At 71.2% G+C, this 16,584-nt stretch carries 15 protein-coding genes and 1 pseudogene; 7 read left to right on the top strand and 9 right to left on the bottom strand.

Annotated features, from left to right (window positions below):
• The coding region (locus AB0K52_RS19785) for an MFS transporter (protein ID WP_363534242.1) at nucleotides 1–1,774 on the bottom strand (1,774 nt) is incomplete at its 3' end.
• Between the two features lie 232 nt (nucleotides 1,775–2,006).
• On the opposite strand from AB0K52_RS19785, the pseudogene AB0K52_RS19780 reads away from it, so the two are divergent.
• From AB0K52_RS19780 to AB0K52_RS19770, 3 genes and pseudogenes are all read left to right on the top strand, one after another.
• Nucleotides 2,007–2,423: pseudogene (locus AB0K52_RS19780) on the top strand (helix-turn-helix transcriptional regulator).
• A gap of 9 nt (nucleotides 2,424–2,432) precedes the next feature.
• The gene (locus tag AB0K52_RS19775; protein WP_363534239.1) at nucleotides 2,433–2,849 is read left to right on the top strand and encodes a VOC family protein; all 417 of its coding nucleotides are present in this window, start codon (nucleotides 2,433–2,435) and stop codon (nucleotides 2,847–2,849) included.
• A gap of 111 nt (nucleotides 2,850–2,960) precedes the next feature.
• Complete coding sequence (locus tag AB0K52_RS19770; RefSeq protein ID WP_363534236.1) at nucleotides 2,961–3,407, top strand: universal stress protein; 447 nt, start codon at nucleotides 2,961–2,963, stop codon at nucleotides 3,405–3,407.
• 12 nt (nucleotides 3,408–3,419) lie between these two features.
• On the opposite strand, the gene AB0K52_RS19765 is transcribed toward AB0K52_RS19770, so the two are convergent.
• Entirely contained in the window at nucleotides 3,420–4,892 is a 1,473-nt protein-coding gene (locus AB0K52_RS19765) for a family 43 glycosylhydrolase (protein ID WP_363534233.1), read from the bottom strand.
• A 151-nt stretch (nucleotides 4,893–5,043) separates the two neighbouring features.
• Here AB0K52_RS19765 and AB0K52_RS19760 point away from each other — a divergent pair, with 151 nt between their 5' ends.
• Nucleotides 5,044–5,508, top strand: a complete 465-nt coding sequence (locus AB0K52_RS19760; RefSeq protein WP_363534230.1) for a PH domain-containing protein — start codon at nucleotides 5,044–5,046, stop codon at nucleotides 5,506–5,508.
• A gap of 4 nt (nucleotides 5,509–5,512) precedes the next feature.
• On the opposite strand, the gene AB0K52_RS19755 is transcribed toward AB0K52_RS19760, so the two are convergent.
• From AB0K52_RS19755 to AB0K52_RS19735, 5 genes are all read right to left on the bottom strand, one after another.
• Nucleotides 5,513–7,267: an ABC transporter ATP-binding protein gene (locus AB0K52_RS19755; RefSeq protein WP_363534227.1), complete on the bottom strand. Its 1,755-nt coding sequence runs from the start codon at nucleotides 7,265–7,267 to the stop codon at nucleotides 5,513–5,515.
• Nucleotides 7,268–7,505: 238 nt separating this feature from the next.
• Nucleotides 7,506–8,669, bottom strand: a complete 1,164-nt coding sequence (locus tag AB0K52_RS19750) for an FAD-dependent oxidoreductase (protein ID WP_363534224.1) — start codon at nucleotides 8,667–8,669, stop codon at nucleotides 7,506–7,508.
• Nucleotides 8,666–8,866: a ferredoxin gene (locus AB0K52_RS19745; RefSeq protein WP_363534221.1), complete on the bottom strand. Its 201-nt coding sequence runs from the start codon at nucleotides 8,864–8,866 to the stop codon at nucleotides 8,666–8,668. Before AB0K52_RS19745 ends, AB0K52_RS19750 begins: the two co-directional genes overlap by 4 nt.
• Nucleotides 8,863–9,546: a TetR/AcrR family transcriptional regulator gene (locus tag AB0K52_RS19740; RefSeq protein WP_363534219.1), complete on the bottom strand. Its 684-nt coding sequence runs from the start codon at nucleotides 9,544–9,546 to the stop codon at nucleotides 8,863–8,865. Before AB0K52_RS19740 ends, AB0K52_RS19745 begins: the two co-directional genes overlap by 4 nt.
• Before the next feature lies 1 nt (nucleotide 9,547).
• A complete protein-coding gene (locus AB0K52_RS19735) occupies nucleotides 9,548–10,756 on the bottom strand; it encodes a cytochrome P450 (RefSeq protein WP_363534216.1) in 1,209 nt (402 codons plus the stop codon).
• A gap of 200 nt (nucleotides 10,757–10,956) precedes the next feature.
• Between AB0K52_RS19735 and AB0K52_RS19730 the strand changes: the two genes are divergently transcribed.
• Entirely contained in the window at nucleotides 10,957–11,955 is a 999-nt protein-coding gene (locus AB0K52_RS19730) for a heavy-metal-associated domain-containing protein (RefSeq protein WP_363534213.1), read from the top strand.
• Between the two features lie 27 nt (nucleotides 11,956–11,982).
• Nucleotides 11,983–14,244, top strand: a complete 2,262-nt coding sequence (locus tag AB0K52_RS19725) for a heavy metal translocating P-type ATPase (RefSeq protein WP_363534210.1) — start codon at nucleotides 11,983–11,985, stop codon at nucleotides 14,242–14,244.
• A 52-nt stretch (nucleotides 14,245–14,296) separates the two neighbouring features.
• Here the strand turns inward: AB0K52_RS19725 and AB0K52_RS19720 are convergent, their stop codons facing one another.
• A complete protein-coding gene (locus AB0K52_RS19720) occupies nucleotides 14,297–15,139 on the bottom strand; it encodes an alpha/beta hydrolase (protein WP_363534207.1) in 843 nt (280 codons plus the stop codon).
• A 93-nt stretch (nucleotides 15,140–15,232) separates the two neighbouring features.
• Here AB0K52_RS19720 and AB0K52_RS19715 point away from each other — a divergent pair, with 93 nt between their 5' ends.
• Nucleotides 15,233–15,793: a TetR/AcrR family transcriptional regulator gene (locus AB0K52_RS19715; protein ID WP_363534204.1), complete on the top strand. Its 561-nt coding sequence runs from the start codon at nucleotides 15,233–15,235 to the stop codon at nucleotides 15,791–15,793.
• A 9-nt stretch (nucleotides 15,794–15,802) separates the two neighbouring features.
• On the opposite strand, the gene AB0K52_RS19710 is transcribed toward AB0K52_RS19715, so the two are convergent.
• Nucleotides 15,803–16,489 carry a haloacid dehalogenase type II gene (locus AB0K52_RS19710; protein ID WP_363534201.1) on the bottom strand — a complete coding sequence of 229 codons (687 nt, stop codon included), beginning with the start codon at nucleotides 16,487–16,489 and terminating at the stop codon, nucleotides 15,803–15,805.
• Nucleotides 16,490–16,584: the final 95 nt, after the last annotated feature.

Genomic DNA, 16,584 nt, shown 5'->3' with positions numbered 1-16,584 from the left:
CGAAGGGTGCGGGCTCGGTGTGCGGCTCGGCGGGGGCCAGCGGTGACGTGCCCGGGGCCGCCGCTCGCGATGGGGAGTCACAGGGCGCGACCTCGGGCGGTGCGGCGTCTGCAGTCACGCGGTTCGGAGAGTCGGTACCGTGCGGCGCGGTGCGCGGCGCATCGAAGGGTGCGGGCTCGGTGTGCGGCTCGGCGGGGGCCAGCGGTGACGTGCCCGGGGCCGCCGCTCGCGATGGGGAGTCACAGGGCGCGACCTCGAGCGGTGCGGCGTCTGCAGTCACGCGGATCGGCGAGTCGGTACCGTGCGGCACGGTGCCCGGCGCCGAATCGGCGGGCTCGGGCACGGCTGCGGCCCGCGATGGCGTGCCCGGGGCCGCCGCCTGAGATGGGGAGTCGCAGGGCGCGGTCGCAGCAATGACGCTGACCGGGGCGTCGCTGCCATGCGACGCGGTGCGCGGCGGCGCATCGGCGGGCGCGGGCTCGGCGTGTGGCGCGACGCGCTTCGCATCGGCGGCAGGCGCTCCGGTGCCCGCCGCGCCGCCCGCGATTCGCTGCGGACCGGCCGCAGCTGCGTCCGCGAGCGACCGCGAACCGCGCATCGCGTTCACGGCGGCGGCGGAGGCGAATCCGAGGAGCGCGCAGCAGGCCCACGACGCCCAGGCGGCGCCGTCGCCCGCGAGGTCGGCGACGAGGCCGACCGCGCTGGTGCCGATGGCGGCGACGACGCCGGAGAGGAGGTAGTAGACGCCGAAGTAGGTGCCCGTGAGCCCTTGCGGCGCATAGCCGGGGATGAGTTCCATGACGAACGGCTGCGCGACCATGACCCCGATCGACAGCAGCAGCGCCGAGACGAGCACGGCCGCGAAATGCAGGCCGGGCGCGCTCGCGGGCAGCAGCATCGGCGGCACGAAGGCCGCGCCGATGAGCGCCATGCCGAGCGCGATCGCCCCCGCCCGGCTCAGGTGCCGCTGGCACCATTCGGTGCTGCGCACCTGCAGCCCGAGGGTCGCCACCGTCGAAGCGCCGAACACCGCGGCGGTCGCCCACGCGGTGCCCGTGGAGTCCACGGCGGCCTTCGGCAGCAGCAGGTACAGCTGGTTCTGGAGGGCGAAGAGCGCGGTCGTGGCGAGCGTGAACGCCATGAAGCCCTTGTCCCCGAACGCTTCCCGCCAGCCGCCGAGCACCGTCGTCCCGGACTTCGGCGCCCGATGCGGCGGCAGGGACAGCATCTGCGCGACCGCCAGGCCCAGGAACACGAGCGCCGACGCCAAGGCCCCGAGCCGGAAGTCGATTACGACGAGCGCGCTGCCCACGAGCGGGCCGAGGCACATCCCCGTGTTCGCGGACAGGTTGAACAGCGCGAACGCCTCGGCGCGCCGGTCACCGGCCGCTTCGGCTACATAGGCGCGCACCGCGGGGTTGAACAGCGCCCCGGCGACGCCGCTGACGATCGTCCCGGCGATCGCCACCCCGAACGAGGGCGTGAGGGCGAACAGCCCGAACCCCAAGGCGCGCAGGAAGCATCCGGCGATGATGACGCCGCGCGGGCCGAGCCGGTCCGAAGCGGTGCCGCCGACGAGGTTGAGGCCCTGCTGGGCGAGGTTCCGCACCCCGAGCACGACTCCGATCGCGGCGAGGGACATCCCGGCGGAGGCTTCGAGGTGCACTGCGAGGTAGGGGATGACCATGTAGAAGCCGAGGTTGACGCCGAGCTGGTTCACCAGGAGGAGCCGCACGGGCAGCGGCTGGGCCGTGAAGGACCGTATGGTGCGCAAGGGACCTCGCCTGGGCGGTGGCGGCGCCGGGGGAGCGCCGGGGGAAGTCGGTTTCGACAAAGATAACGGAACCCGTTTTCAATACTGCGAGCGAAACCGCGGATGTGACCTGCCCCCGCCTATGCGATCATCGGCATACGCGCACGTGACCTCGGAGGATGCCGTTCTGAGCCGTTTCAAACCGTCCCCAGGCGAAGACCAGAACCGCCGGCTCCTGCGCGCCCGCGACGCGATGGACCGCGACTTCGCCCAGCCCCTCGACGTCCCGGCGCTCGCCCGCGTCGCCCTCATGTCCCCCGCGCACTTCAGCCGCCGGTTCCGCGCCACCTTCGGCGAGACCCCCCACCGCTACCTCCAGCGCCGCCGCATCGAACGCGCCTGCGCGATGCTCCGCGACTCCCCCGCCACCGTCACCGAGATCGCCGGCCTTGGCGAAGCTTGCGAGCCATAGATCTGCAGAGCCGTCGGCTTCGACAGCCTCGGCACCTTCAGCCGCACCTTCAGCGCCCTCATCGGCCGCCCCCCCACCCGGTACCGGGCCGAAGCCGTGCCGCTCCACGCGCCCGTCTGCTTCGTCAAGAGCTGGACCCGCCCGAGCGGTCTCAGCCGAGCAGTTTCGGATAAGCCCGGGCGGCCCCCGGCCCCATAGGCTGATCACATGTTCACAGGCATCAGCATTCACACCGTGTTCGTCCTCGACCAGGAGGAGGCGATCGACTTCTACGTCGGCAAGCTCGGCTTCGAGATCGTCGAGGACGCCGACCTCGGCTTCATGCGCTGGCTCACGGTCTCCACGCCCGGCCGGCCCGAGCGGCGCATCCACCTCGAGGTGCCCGGCCCGCCCTCGCAGAGCGAGGAGACCGCCGCCCAGGTCCGCGACCTGCTCACCAAGGGTGCGCTCGGGGCGACGATCCTGACCACAGACGACTGCCGCGGCACCTACAAGCGCCTCACCGACCTCGGCGTGGAGTTCACGGAGGAGCCGGTCGAGCAGCCGTACGGGATCGACTGCGCGCTGCGCGACCCGTTCGGCAACCACATCCGGATCACCCAGCCCATCGCCCAGGACGCCTGACGCACGCGAAACGCCCGGGTCCGGCCCGGGCGTTTCGCGTGCCCGGGGGAGTGAGGGTTCGAGCGGGCCGCCGCGGGTATCCCTAGACGGCATCCGTCTCAAGGAGGGGTCATGGACGAGAGCATGGAGCGGCAAGAGCGCATCGTAGTCGGCGTGGACGGGTCCGGGCCCTCGATCAAGGCCCTCGAATGGGCCATTGAGCAGGCCCGCCGCACGGGCGCCAAGGTCGAGGCCGTGCAGGCCTGGGAAGTGCCGACCATGTACGGCAGCGGCATGATGGTCCTGCCCGGGGGCGAGGAGTTCGACAAGTCCGCGAAGGCGTCCCTCGAGGCGGCGGTCAACAACGCCCTCGGCGCGCAGCGGGACGTGGAGGTCGAGCACCACACCATCGGCGGCCACCCCGCCAAGTCGCTCATCGACATGGCGGAGGGCGCCGACCTGCTGGTGGTGGGCAGTCGCGGGCACGGCGGCTTCGTCGGGACCCTCATCGGGTCGGTGAGCCACTACTGCGTCAGCCACGCCACCTGCCCGGTGGTGGTCGTCCGCGAAACGGATTGAGCGCCGGGCCGGTTACTCGGTCGGACGGTAGCGGTATTCGCGCAGCAGCGAGCCGCCGCCGACCGCGCGCACGCCGAGCATCCGGCCCGTGAAACCGGTCGCCACCTCGGTCGAGAGGTAGCGGCCGTCGAGCCTGCCCAGCTCGACGAAGTCCTCGCCGTTCTTGACCGAGAGCACGATGTCGTCCGGCCCGATGGCCGTCAGGGTCTTGGCGTCCGGCTCGACCGCCTCGATCCGCAGCACGAGCGGACCCTCCGGTGCGGGCGCCGAACCGAGTAGGGCGGTGGCGCCGCTCAGCCGCGCCTCGGCCCGCACTTCGCCGTTCTCGCAGGTCAGGCCGTACCAGTGGCGTTCATCGAGCCACAGGACGAAACGGCCGGTGTCCTCGAACTCGGCTTCGGCGCTCCACCGCAGGTCGCGCACGCGGGTGCACAGCAGCCCGGGCGAGCCGTCGCCCGGGTCGCGGAGGTTCAGGCCCTTGCCGGTGCGCTCGGCGACCGCGTCGGGTTCGCTCGACGCCGCGAGCCAGCGCAGATCCCAAGCGTCCGAAGCGAAATCGTCTAGGAAGGTCGTGTCGTCGGGGGTGAAGTCGTAGCGGTGCTCGTCGAACACGGGCCAGCCGTCGACCCAGTCCACGCCCGCCAGGAACGTCTCGCGGCCGAGCACGTGGAACTGCGGGGTGAACCCGCGCGGGCGCACCGCGAGGTAGACGGCCGCCCACTCGCCGTCGGCGGTCTGGACCAGGTCGGCGTGGCCGGTGTTCTGCACCGGGAGCGCCGTCGAGCGGTGCGAGAAGACCGGGTTCGAGGGGCAGGCCTCCCAAGGGCCTTCGGGGTGCTCGGCGCGGGCGAAGGTGACCGAGTGGCCGCGTTCGGTGCCGCCCTCGGCGAGCATCAGGTACCAGTGGTCGCCGACTCGGTGCATATGGGGCGCTTCGCAGGCGGCGAGGCCCGTGCCCTGCCAGACGAGGTACGGCTCGCCCTTCATCTCGCCGGTGTCCGGGTCGATCCGGGCCTGGAGGATGCCCTTGAGGTCGGAGCCGGCGACGCCGCCGGTCCAGGACAGGTAGCACTCGCCGTCGTCGCCCCAGCACAGGTCGGGGTCGATGCCGAGCGCTTCGCGTACGAACACCGGCTCGCTCCACTCCCCGGCCGGGTCCTCGGCGGAGACGATGAGCTGGCCGCGGGAGTCGTAGACGTTCGTGGTGATGTAGTAGAAGCGGCCGCCGTGGTGGCGCAGGGTCGGGCCGTAGATCCCGCCCGAGGCGGTGCCGGCGCCGGGGACGAACTGGCTGCGCCGGTCGAGGATGTTGCCGATCTGCTTCCAGTGCACGAGGTCGCGGCTGTGGAAGATCGGGGCGCCGGGGAAGTACTCGAAGCTGGAGTGGGCGAGGTAGTAGTCCTCGCCGACGCGGCAGATCGACGGGTCCGGGTGGAAACCGGAGACGATCGGATGCTCGGCCCCGGACACGGCTTGACGGCTCACGCTGCTCCCCTTAGTCGACACAGGGCACCAGACTAAGTTGTGTCTCCAAACTTTGTCAACCGGCCGGGACCGGTCCCGGCCGGCCGCGCGCACACTGCTTCGAAACGGCCCGCTCGGCGAGCGCCGCGACGACGCGAAAGGACTGAGCGCCATGCCCGGCGACACCCGCGAATACCGAGCCCGGCACCCCGAGAACGGGACGCAGACCGGCACCATCGGCATCGGCCTCCTCGGCATCACCATGGGACTCGCCTACATGGCCAAGAGCGGCGCACCGCTCTGGGTGCCCCTCCTCGTGGCAGCCGCCGCCGTACCCATCGCACTCGCCAAGACCCTCCCCCGGCGCAGCTGGACCTCGATCGACGCCGAGCACCTGACGGTCCGGCGGCCGCTCAGCACCCGGGCCACGCCCTGGCGCGACATCCAGGCCGTCGAACTCCGCCGGCACTGGAACGGCGCCGAGTCGGCCACCGCGCATGACGCGCACGGCCGCCGCATCAGACTCCCCCACTTGAACTCGTGGACCGTGCCGGAGTTCCACGCCGAGGTCGACCGCCTCCGCGACACCTGGACCCGGCACCGGGGCGACGACTGGGCCGCGCGCTTCGAGAACTGAGCCCTCACACCGCCGCGTGCTGCACGCCCCACGTCCGCGCGTACCGACCCGAGCGCTCGATCAGCTCCTCGTGCGTGCCCTGCTCGGTGATCCGCCCGTGCTCGAGCACCACGATCACGTCCGCGCGCCGGATCGTGCTGAGCCGGTGCGCCACCACGAGTGTCGTGCGCCCGCGCATCAGCGTCTCGAGCGCGCCCTGGATGTGCCGCTCCGACTCCGAGTCGAGCGCGCTCGTCGCCTCGTCCAGGAACAGGATCCGCGGATCGCGGATGAGCGCCCGCGCGATCGACAGGCGCTGGCGCTGCCCGCCCGAGAGCCGCGCGCCGCGCTCGCCGACCACCGTGTGCCACCCGTCCGCAAGGGCCTCAACGAAGTCGAGGGCGTTCGCGTCACGCAGCGCCTGCCGCACCCGCTCGTCGTCGATCGGCCCGAGCCCGTACGTGATGTTGTCGCGCACCGAGCCCTCGAACAGCACCGAGTCCTGCGGCACCACCGAGACGTGCCGTCGCACCGACCGCATGTCCAGCGCTTCCATGTCCGCGCCGTCGAGCAGCACGGTCCCGCTCTCGGGCCGGATGAGGCCGAGCACGGTGTTCATCATCGTGGACTTGCCCGAGCCGGAGGGCCCGACGAGCGCCACGGTCTTGCCCGCCGCGATCTCGAGGTCGACCGCGTCGAGGGCGGGCGCGCCGCCGTCCGGGTACCGCACGGTGACGCCGCGCAGCTCGATCCGGCCCTCTACATTGTCCACAGTGGGCTTGCCTTCGTTGTACTCGACGTCGGGGTCCTCCAGGACCTCCGCGATCGACCGCACCGACTCGGTGCCGCGCGCCGTGATCGGCACGAGGTTGAGCACCGAGCCGACCGCGCCGGTCAGCATCGAGAAGTAGGTGCCGAGCACCACGACCTGCCCGGCCGAGATGGGCGCCCACTCCAGCAGCGCGACCATGGCCGCGAGCAGCAGGCACCCGACCGACAAGAGCTGCATGGAGACCCAGCTCGCGGCCCCGAACTGGCTGTTGAGCACGTCGAGGCGCAGGCCGCGGTGGCGCACCTCCTCGGCGACCTCCGAGACCCGCCCGGCGGCGACGTGCTCGAGGCCGTGGGCGCGGGTGATCGGCATGAGCGCGGCCATCTCGCCGACGCGCGCCGAGAACGCCTCCATCTCGCGCCGGAACTCCTGGTTGCGCTCCTGCGTGCGGCGGCGCAGGAACCACCAGACGCCGACGCCGCACGGCAGCGAGAGCGCGAAGACCGGCAGGAACTGCGGCACCGTCAGTGCGGTCATGGTGATCGCGCCGGCGAAGACGAACACCGCCGAGAGGAACGGCCCGCCCGACTGGGCGAACATCATCTCGACGTTCTCGACGTCGCGCACGACCTTGCTCTGGATGATCGAGGCGTTCGAGCGGGAGTGGAACCCGATCGAAAGGAGCTGGAGGCGCGCGGCGAGCGCGTTGCGGAAGTCGGCGCCGAGGGAGCGGATCGCGCCCATGTAGAGGCGCACGAACCACACGTGGGTGACGAGGTTCTGGAGGACGAGCACGCCCGCGCCGACGGCGAGCCAGCCGAGCGTGGAGAGCGGGCCGCCGTCGACGACGATGTCCACGGCCAGGCCGGTGATGACCGGCATGAGCCACAGGGGGCTGTCCTTGACGGCGAAGAAGAGGGTGGCGGCGATGAGGCGGCCCCGCTTGGGGCGCAGCGTCCGTGCGACCGAGGCGAGCGGACGTTTCCCGTCGAGGGTGATGGATTCCATTGCGGCAATGGCCCCATGTTCTATTCGTGGGTTCGACTTGGGCGGCAACGGGTCCGGGATGGGATCGGAGGACCGCCGCCGCGCGGTGCCCCGCGACGCACCGTAGCCGCGTGGAGTCACCGCCCTCGACCATAACCCCGGGCCTTCGAATCCGCCTCCGCTTTACCGGTATGTCACAGGCCGCCGCCTTCCGGCGGCGGCCTGTCCCCCTCTGCCCAGGTCACGGACGGTATAGGCGTTACGCGTAGGCGATCTCGGCGCGGCGCAGGCGCGCCTGCTTCGGCATGTTCCAGCCGACGATCGCGCTCACGCGGCCGTTCTCGTTGCAGCGCAGCACGAACCGTCCCTCGGCCGGGTCGCCTTCGACCACTTCGGTGTCGGCTCCCGGGCCCGGCAGTCCGTATACCTGGATCTTCACGTCGAACTGGTCGGTCCAGAAGTACGGCACCGGCGCGTACGCGGCGGCCGCGCCGAGGATGCCGGCGGCGACGGTCCCGGCCTGCTCGGTGGCGTTCGTGCGGTTCTCGAGCCGCAGCGGGCGCCCGAGTCCTTCGTGATGCCAGCGCGCCACGTCCCCGACGGCCCAGACGCCTTCGGCGGCACGGCAGTGCGCGTCGCAGACGACGCCGTTCTCGACCCGGAGCCCGGACCCGGCGAGCCATTCGGTGACCGGCGTGGACCCGATCGAGACGACGACCGCGTCGGCCGCGAGCACCTCGCCGGTGGCGAGGCGGACCCCGCTGACGCGGCCGTCCGCTCGGACCAGGCCGTCGACGCCGACGCCGGGGCGCAGGCCGACGCCGCGTTCGGTGTGGAGCGCGGCGAGCGCTTTGGCGGTGTCGGCGCCGAGCTGGAGCTCCATGGGGGCGGCCTGCGGGCCGACGAGCGTCACTGAGGCGCGGCGTTTCGTTGCGGTGGCGGCGATCTCGGCACCGAGGACGCCGTCGCCGACGACGACGAGGCGGCGGGAGGCGGTCAGTTCGGCCTGGAGCGCGAGCGCGTCTTCCATGGTGCGCAGGAGGTGCACGCCCGCGAGCCCGGCGGTGCCGGGGAGGGCGCGGGGCCGCACGCCGGTGGCGATGACGATCGCGTCGGCGGCGAGCTCGCGTTCGCGGTCGGTCTTGACCTGGCGCTTCGCGGCGTCGAGGCTGACGGCGGCTTCGCCGAGCGCGAGGTCGATGTCCAGTTCGGACAGCATGGCCTCGGGTCGGAGCCTGGCCCGTTCGGGTGTCCATTCGCCGCTGAGGACCTGCTTGGAGAGCGGCGGCCGGTCGTACGGCAGGTGCGTCTCAGCGCCGAGGAGCGTGAGTCGGCCTTCGAAGCCTTTGCGGCGCAGCGCCTCAGCCGTGGCGAGGCCGGCGGCTGAGGCGCCGACGACGAGCACGCTCGCCGGCGCGTTCACGGCGTCTCGCCGAGCTCGATCGCGAGGGCCGGGCAGACGCTGGCGGCCTCGCGGACGGCGTCGAGCCGCTCGTCGCCGGGCGAGGGGTCGAGGAGGACGACGATGCCGTCCTCGTCGCGCTGGTCGAAGACGTCGGGCGCGGCCATGACGCAGGATCCGGCGCCGCAGCATTTGTCTTCGTGGACGGTGATCTTCATGGTGTGCTCCCTGGTGTTCCCGGGCCGCCGGTGGCGGCGTGGTGGGGGGCCTGCAGCAGGCCGACGATGGCGTCGACGAGCGCGTCCCCGGCTTCGCGCCAGGAGGAGCCGTATACGGGCTCCCCCTTGGCGATCGCCGCCTCGCGGGCGGCGGGGGTGAGCACCATGAGCATCTGCGTCATCTGGAACCGTTGCGCCACCACCGCTTCGGGCAGGTCCGGGAGGTACCGGCTGATGCCTTCGACGGTGAGGTCGAGCGATGCGGCCCGCAGCGCTTCCTCTTCGAGGATGGCGCGCAGCTGGGGGTCGAACTGGACCTGGGCGGCGAAGCGCGCGAACCAGGAGGGCCGGCCGAGCGAGTCGTAGTGCTCGGTGACCGGCACTACCAGGCATGCGACCCAGTCGCGGAGGTCCTCGGAGTCCTTGATGGCGGCGTACATGCGGGCGCGCAGCGGTTCCATCGCCTTCACGTGGCGGCGGACGATCTCGCGGATGAGGTCGGCCTTCGCGCCGAAGTGGTAGCCGACGGCGGCGTTGTTGCCCTGCCCGGCGGCTTCGCTGATCTGGCGGTTGGAGACGGCCTGGACGCCTTGCTCGGCGAAGAGCCGCTCGGCGGCGGTGACGATGGCGTCGCGGGTGGCCGCGGCGCGTTCGGTGCGCTTGGTGCTCGTCGTGTTCATGTCACCATCTAACCGGGACGGCGACCAATCCCCCCACGAGCAGGCCCTGGACCTTCTCGAGGTCGCTTTCGGGGACGGCGAGCTCCAGGGTGGGGAGCTTGCGCAGCAGCACTTCGAGGGTGACTTGGAGTTCGGTGCGGGCGAGCGCCTGCCCGAGGCAGGAGTGGAGGCCGGCGCCGAAGGCCAAGTGCGGGTTGGGGGTGCGGGCGAGGTCCATCTCGGCGGCGTTGTCGAAGACGGCCTCGTCGCGGTTGGCGGCGGCCATGGAGCAGACCACGGTGGTCCCGGGCGCGATCGTCTCGCCTGCGATCGCGATCTCCTGGTCGACGTAGCGGATCATGCCGAACCCGGCGTTCACGTCGAGGCGCAGCGTCTCTTCGACGGCTGTCCGCACGAGGGCCGGGTCGGCGAGCAGCGCCTCCCAGCGGCTGCGGTCGGCGAGCAGCATGGCGGTCATCTTGCCGATCATGTTGGCGGTGGTCTCGTGCCCGGCGACGAGGAGGCCCTGGCCGGTGGCGATGAGCGCGGCGTCGGGGAAGGGGAACTCGGGGTCGTTGGCGAGCTCCGAGAGGAGGTCGTCGCCGGGGTTCTCGCGCTTGGCGGCGACGTGCCCGGCGAGGTAGGCGGTGAACTCCGCTTGGGAGGCGCGCATCTCGTCGGCGGTGTAGCGGTCGAGGTTGAGCATGGTGTCGGACCAGTACGAGAACTTGTCGCGGTCGGATTCGGGGACGCCGAGGATCTCGCAGATCACCCAGACCGGGAGCGGGAAGCCGAGGTCGGCCTTGAGGTCGGCGGGCGCGCCCTTGGCGGTCATCTCGTCGACGAGGCGCTCGGCGGTCTCGGCGATGCGGGGGCGCAGTCGCGCCATCTGCTTGGCGGTGAACCACTTGTTGAGTTGGCGGCGCCAGACCAGGTGGCCTTCGCCCGAGCCGGGCAGGACGGCGGCCATCTCGGAGTTGGTGAGCGCGTCGTACTCGCCGGCGGAGATGCGGGCGGCGCCCTCGCCGGTGCCGCTGCGTTCGAAGCGGGGGTCGGCGAGCAGGCCCTTGACGTCGTCGTAGCGGGTGATCAGGCGGGCGGCGTCGCCGCTGGGGAAGGCCACGTGGGCGACGGGGCATGTGCCGCGCAGTTCGGCCCATGCGGCGGGCGGCTCCAGGGTGTGCTCGTTGGGAAGCGGGTACTTCAGCGCTGCCGCGTGCTCTTGAACCATTGCGATGCCTCCTCGGCTTCGGCGTTGATTTCACCCCATTCAAGCGCTGCATCCCTAATAAGTCAAGCAACTGACTTAAATTAGAGCGCACGAAGCCGCTTTGTCATGGGTCACATCGGTTGACAGATATACCCCCCGGGGGTAAGAATACGGGTTATGGAGATACCCTAAGGGGGTATCATCGGAGCGGGAGGAACGCTATGAACACCGGTACACGCCTCGGCCTCTACGGCGGCGGTCTCGCGGTGCTGTTCGCAGCCGCATTCGGGACGGCCGCCGCAGTCGTGCCCGACGACGCCGCCGACGACTGGAACGAGCAGGCCGGCCACGACGGCGGCCACGGCGAGACCGAAGACGAAGGCCACGGGGGCCACGGCGGCGCCCAGCCCGTGCGCGGCCTCGCGATCGAGCAGGACGGCTACGTCCTCGGCGACATCGCCGCCCCGGCCGCGACCGGCACCCCCGGCGAGCTCGCCTTCCAGATCAGCGACCCCGCGGGCGCGCCCCTCACCGAGTACACCGAATCGCACGAGAAGGACCTGCACCTCATCGTGGTCCGCACCGACGGCACCCACTTCCGCCACGTGCACCCCGAACTCGCCGCCGACGGCACCTGGTCCCTCCCCTGGACCTGGGACGCCGCGGGCACCTACCGCGTCTACGCCGACTTCGTCCCCGGCTCCGCCGCCGACCTCGACGTGACCCTCGCCCGCACCATCGAGGTCGCGGGCGACTTCGGCCCTGAGATCCCGGTCGAGCCGAGGCTGACGACCGAGGTCGACGGGTACACCGTGACCCTGAACGGCGACCTCACGGCGGGTGCCTCCGCCGAGGTCACCGCCGAAGTGACCCGCGACGGCGAGCCGGTGACCACGATCGAGCCGTACCTGGGCGCGTTCGGTCACCTTGTGGCCCTTCGCGAAGGCGACCTCGCCTACCTCCACGTCCACCCCGAGGGCGAGGAACCCCAGGCGGGCGACCTGAGCGGCCCCACGGTCGCGTTCGCCACCGAGGTGCCCACCGCGGGCCGGTACTACCTGTACTTCGACTTCCAGGTCGAAGGGAAGGTCCACAGCGCCGCCTTCGTAGTCGACACCGCCGGCGAGAGCCCGGACGCCGCCCCGACGGAGCCCGCCGAGAGCGATGAAGCCCCCGCCGAGTCCGAATCCGCCCACGAAGACGACGGCCACGGCCACTAAGCCCCGACCGAGAGAGGAACGACGACCATGAGCACCGCTCTGCCCCCCGGGCCGATCGACCGCATCGAACTCGAGATCGGCGGCATGACCTGCGCCTCCTGCGCGATGCGGATCGAGAAGAAGCTCAACAAGGTCGAGGGCGTCACCGCCACCGTCAACTACGCCACCGAGAAGGCCCGCATCGAGGCCCCCGCCGGCATCGACCCGGCCGAGCTCATCGCCGTGGTCGAGAAGACCGGCTACACCGCCGCCCTCCCCCTGCCCCCCGAACCCGAGACGACCGAAGCGGCCGACGACGAGCGCCCCGACCCCGAACTGGACTCGCTGCGCCAGCGCCTCATCGCCTCGATCGTCCTCTCGGTCCCGGTCATCGCCATGTCGATGGTCCCGGCCCTGCAGTTCGACTACTGGCAGTGGGCGTCGCTGGCGCTCGCCTGGCCCGTCATCATCTGGTCGGCCTGGCCGTTCCACAAGGCCGCCTGGACCAACCTGCGCCACGGCGCGGCCACTATGGACACACTGGTCTCGGTCGGCACGCTGGCCGCGTTCGCGTGGTCGCTGTACGCCCTGTTCTTCGGCACCGCCGGGACCCCGGGCATGACCCACCCGTTCGAGCTCACCGTCGAACCGAGCGACGGCGCCGCGAACATCTACCTCGAGGTCGCGGCCGGGGTCACCATGTTCATCCTCGCCGGCCGCTACTTCGAGAAGCGCTCGAAGCGCCGGGCCGGCGCGGCCCTGCGGGCGCTGCTCCACATGGGCGCCAAGGACGTCGCCGTGCTCCGCGACGGCGTCGAGACCCGCATCCCGATCAAGGACCTCGCCGTGGGCGACGAGTTCGTGGTCCGCCCGGGCGAGAAGATCGCCACCGACGGCGTGATCGTCTCCGGCACCTCGGCCGTGGACGCCTCGATGCTCACGGGCGAATCGGTGCCCGTCGAGGTCGGCGCGGGCGACGCGGTCACCGGCGCCACGGTCAACGCGGGCGGGCGCCTCGTCGTGCGCGCCACCGCGATCGGCTCGGACACGCAGCTCGCGCAGATGGCGAAGCTCGTCGAGGACGCCCAGTCCGGGAAGGCCGAGGTCCAGCGCCTGGCCGACAGGGTCTCGGGCATCTTCGTCCCGATCGTCATCGCCATCGCGGTCGCCACCCTGGCCTTCTGGCTCGGCGCGGGCTACCCGACGGCGGCCGCGTTCACCGCCGCGGTCGCGGTCCTGATCATCGCCTGCCCTTGCGCCCTCGGCCTGGCGACCCCGACCGCGCTCCTGGTCGGCACCGGCCGCGGCGCGCAGATGGGCGTGCTCATCAAGGGCCCCGAGGTGCTGGAGTCCACGCGCAAGGTCGACACGATCGTCCTCGACAAGACCGGCACCGTGACCACCGGCAAGATGACCCTGGTCGACGCCCTCCCCGAGGAGGGCACCGACCGGGCCGAACTGCTCCGCCTCGCCGGCGCGCTCGAACACGCCTCGGAACACCCAGTGGCGCAGGCGATCGCGAAAGCCGCAGCCGCTGAAGGCCCGCTCCCCGCCGTGGAGGACTTCAAGAACATCGAAGGCAAAGGCGTGCAAGGCGTCGTCGAAGGCCACCTCACCGTGGTCGGCCGCGAATCGCTCCTCGCCGACTGGACCCTCGAACTGAGTCCCGCACTCGCCGAAGCGAAAGCCGAGGCCGAACGCGAAGGCAAGACCGCCGTCGCGGTCGGCTGGGACGGCGAGGCCCGCGGCGTCCTCATCGTCGCGGACACCGTGAAGCCCACCAGCGCCGAAGCGATCAGCCAGTTCAAGGCCCTCGGCCTCACTCCGGTCCTGCTCACCGGCGACAACAAGGCCGTCGCCGAGCGCATCGCCGCCGAGGTCGGGATCGACGAGGTCATCGCCGAAGTCCTGCCCGCCGACAAGGTCGACCAGGTCGCCCGGCTCCAGGCCGAGGGCCGGGTCGTCGCCATGGTCGGGGACGGCGTCAACGACGCCGCCGCCCTCGCCAAGGCCGACCTCGGCCTGGCGATGGGCACCGGCACCGACGTCGCCATCGAGGCCGCCGACCTGACCCTGGTCCGCGGCGACCTCCGGGCCGCGGCCGACGCGATCCGGCTGTCCCGCAAGACGCTCGGCACGATCAAGGGCAACCTGTTCTGGGCCTTCGCCTACAACGTCGCGGCGATCCCGCTCGCGGCCCTGGGCCTGCTCAACCCGATGCTGGCGGGCGCGGCGATGGCGTTCTCGAGCGTCTTCGTGGTCGGCAACAGCCTGCGCCTGCGGAGCTTCAAGAGCGGCGCCACCGACTGAGCGCGCCAGAGGGCGGGCCGCATCGCGCGGCCCGCCCTCTGGTGTGTGCGCGTTAGCTCTGGACGAACTTGAGCAGCGCCTCGTTGACCTCTTCCGCGTGGGTCCACAGGAGACCGTGCGGGGCGCCTTCGACCTCGACGTAGTCGGCTTCCGGGAAGGCCTCGTGGAAGGGGCGGCCGGTCGAGTCGATCGGGAGGATGTTGTCGGCGGTGCCGTGGAGGATCAAGGAGGGCTTCCCGGCGGCGCGCACGGCGGCCACATCCTCGCGGAAGTCCTCGATCCAGGCCGGGACGACCGCGTAGGCGGCGACCGGGGCCGAAGTCGTGGCGGTGTTCCAGTTCGCGGTCACGACCTCCTGGCTGATGCGCTTGCCGAGCGTCTCGTCCAGGTTGTAGAAGTCCTTGTAGAACTGGGTGAACCAGGCGTAGCGGTCGCTCTTCGCGGCGCTGGCGATGCCGTCGAAGACCTCCTGCGGGACGCCGGTCGGGTTGTCGTCGCGCTTGACGAGGAAGGGCTCCAGCGAGGCGAGGAAGGCGAGCTTGGCGACGCGCTCGTGGCCGTGGTTCTTGACGTAGCGGGCGAGTTCGCCGGTGCCCATGGAGAAGCCGACGAGGATGACGTCGCGCAGGTCGAGGGTGTCGAGGACCGCGTTCAGGTCCGCGGCGAAGGTGTCGTAGTCGTAGCCGGTGCCGACCTTGCTCGACTGGCCGAAGCCGCGGCGGTCGTAGGTGATGACGCGGTAGCCGGCGGCCAGGAGTTCGCGGGTCTGCTTCTCCCAGCTGTGGCCGTTGAGCGGGTAGCCGTGGATCAGCACGACGGGCTGGCCCTCGCCCTGGTCCTCGTAGTAGATCTCGATCGGGCTGGTGTTCTCGTTGCCGACGGTGATGGTGGCCATTTTTTCTTGCCCCTTTCGGAGTGGAGAACGATCGTTCTCCGTTTATGTAGACTACGATAGAGAACGATCGTTCTCAGCGCAAGGGGCAAGGCTATGACCCAGGACACAGACGTTCGCGAGAGACTGGTGGCGGCCGCTGACCGGCTCTTCTACGCCCGAGGCGTGCAAGCGGTGGGCATGGACGCCGTCCGCACCGAGGCCGGAGTCTCGCTCAAGAAGATCTACGCACTGTTCCCCTCGAAGGACGACCTCATCGTGGCCGTGCTGCGGCACCGGCGCGAACAGTGGAACGCCGGCATCGCCGCGAGCGCCGAGAAGGCCGAGACCGCCCGCGAGAAGCTGCTGTCGGTCTTCGACTTCCTCGACGCCTGGTTCCGCGAGCCCGACTTCCACGGCTGCGCCTTCATCAACGTCTTCGGCGAACTGAGCGCCGGGTCAGAAGGCGTCACGCAGACCGTGCGGCAGCAGAAGGAGGCCTTCCAGCAGTACGTGGCCGACCTGGTCCGGGACGCGGGCGCTCGCGCCGAGGTCGCCCCGCAGATCGCGATCCTCATCGAAGGCGCCCAGACCACCGCGGCCATCGCGAGGTCACCTGAAGCCGCAGCCCAGGCGAAAGCCGCTGCGATAACGCTGCTGGACGCCGCTTCCCGGTGAGCGGCCCGGTCACGTGACGAGCGCGGCCGCCAGGGCGTCGAGGCCGTCGACGTGGACATCGAAGGTGTCGGTTTCGGCTGGGGGGTCGCCGACGGAGCGGCCGATGTAGGCCGTGCGCATCCCGACCGCTTGGGCGCCGCGGAGGTCCCACGCGTGCGCCGCGACCATGAGGACGTGTTCGGGGACGCAGGCGGCGGCGTCGAGGGCGAGGCGGTAGACCGCCGGGTCGGGCTTGTAGGTCGCGGCGGATTCGGCCGAGAGCGCCTGGTGCCAGCGCAGGCCCGCGAAGGCGTTGAGGCGCAGGAGGGCTGCGCGGCTGGCGTTGGAGAGGCCGATGACCGGGAAGTGCCAGGAGAGGCGTTCGAGCCCGGCGACCGTGTCCTCCCAGGGGGCGAGGCGTTGTTCGGCCTTCGCCAGGCGGGCGATCGCGGCCGGGTCTTCGATGCCGGCCCGGTCCGCGACCGCTTGGGCTGCTTCGGCGTCGATCACCTGCGAATTGGCGTAGGCGCGTTCGCCTTTGACAATGCGGGATTGCTCCTTCTCGACGTGTCCGAGCCATAGGTCGACCAGTTCCTCGACGTCGGCGTCGGTGTCGGGCATCGCCTCTCGGATCGCTGCGGCTATGCCGCCCGGTTCATCGACCAGCGTGCCCAGCACGTCGAAGACGATCACTTGGATGTCGCGGATCCCTGCCATGTCTGCCCCCATCCGTTCGCACGGCCGATCGTGCCATGCCGACGCATCGGTCAAGCGGGTGCCTCTCGGCGGGTCGCGGGAAACATGCGATCGGG

The sequence above is a fragment of the Glycomyces sp. NPDC049804 genome (assembly GCF_040674615.1).
GTDB classification, from domain to species: Bacteria; Actinomycetota; Actinomycetes; order Mycobacteriales; family Micromonosporaceae; genus Glycomyces; species Glycomyces niveus.
This window is presented reverse-complemented; position numbering and strand designations above follow the sequence as displayed.

Bases quoted from the DNA above. Each gene is read 5' to 3' on its own strand.
- AB0K52_RS19775 (WP_363534239.1), top strand. From the start codon at position 2,433: ATGTTCACAGGCATCAGCATTCACACCGTGTTCGTCCTCGACCAGGAG.
- AB0K52_RS19770 (WP_363534236.1), top strand. From the start codon at position 2,961: ATGGACGAGAGCATGGAGCGGCAAGAGCGCATCGTAGTCGGCGTGGAC.
- AB0K52_RS19760 (WP_363534230.1), top strand. From the start codon at position 5,044: ATGCCCGGCGACACCCGCGAATACCGAGCCCGGCACCCCGAGAACGGG.
- AB0K52_RS19755 (WP_363534227.1), bottom strand. From the start codon at position 7,267: ATGGAATCCATCACCCTCGACGGGAAACGTCCGCTCGCCTCGGTCGCA.
- AB0K52_RS19745 (WP_363534221.1), bottom strand. From the start codon at position 8,866: ATGAAGATCACCGTCCACGAAGACAAATGCTGCGGCGCCGGATCCTGC.
- AB0K52_RS19740 (WP_363534219.1), bottom strand. From the start codon at position 9,546: ATGAACACGACGAGCACCAAGCGCACCGAACGCGCCGCGGCCACCCGC.
- AB0K52_RS19735 (WP_363534216.1), bottom strand. From the start codon at position 10,756: ATGGTTCAAGAGCACGCGGCAGCGCTGAAGTACCCGCTTCCCAACGAG.
- AB0K52_RS19730 (WP_363534213.1), top strand. From the start codon at position 10,957: ATGAACACCGGTACACGCCTCGGCCTCTACGGCGGCGGTCTCGCGGTG.
- AB0K52_RS19725 (WP_363534210.1), top strand. From the start codon at position 11,983: ATGAGCACCGCTCTGCCCCCCGGGCCGATCGACCGCATCGAACTCGAG.
- AB0K52_RS19720 (WP_363534207.1), bottom strand. From the start codon at position 15,139: ATGGCCACCATCACCGTCGGCAACGAGAACACCAGCCCGATCGAGATC.
- AB0K52_RS19715 (WP_363534204.1), top strand. From the start codon at position 15,233: ATGACCCAGGACACAGACGTTCGCGAGAGACTGGTGGCGGCCGCTGAC.
- AB0K52_RS19710 (WP_363534201.1), bottom strand. From the start codon at position 16,489: ATGGCAGGGATCCGCGACATCCAAGTGATCGTCTTCGACGTGCTGGGC.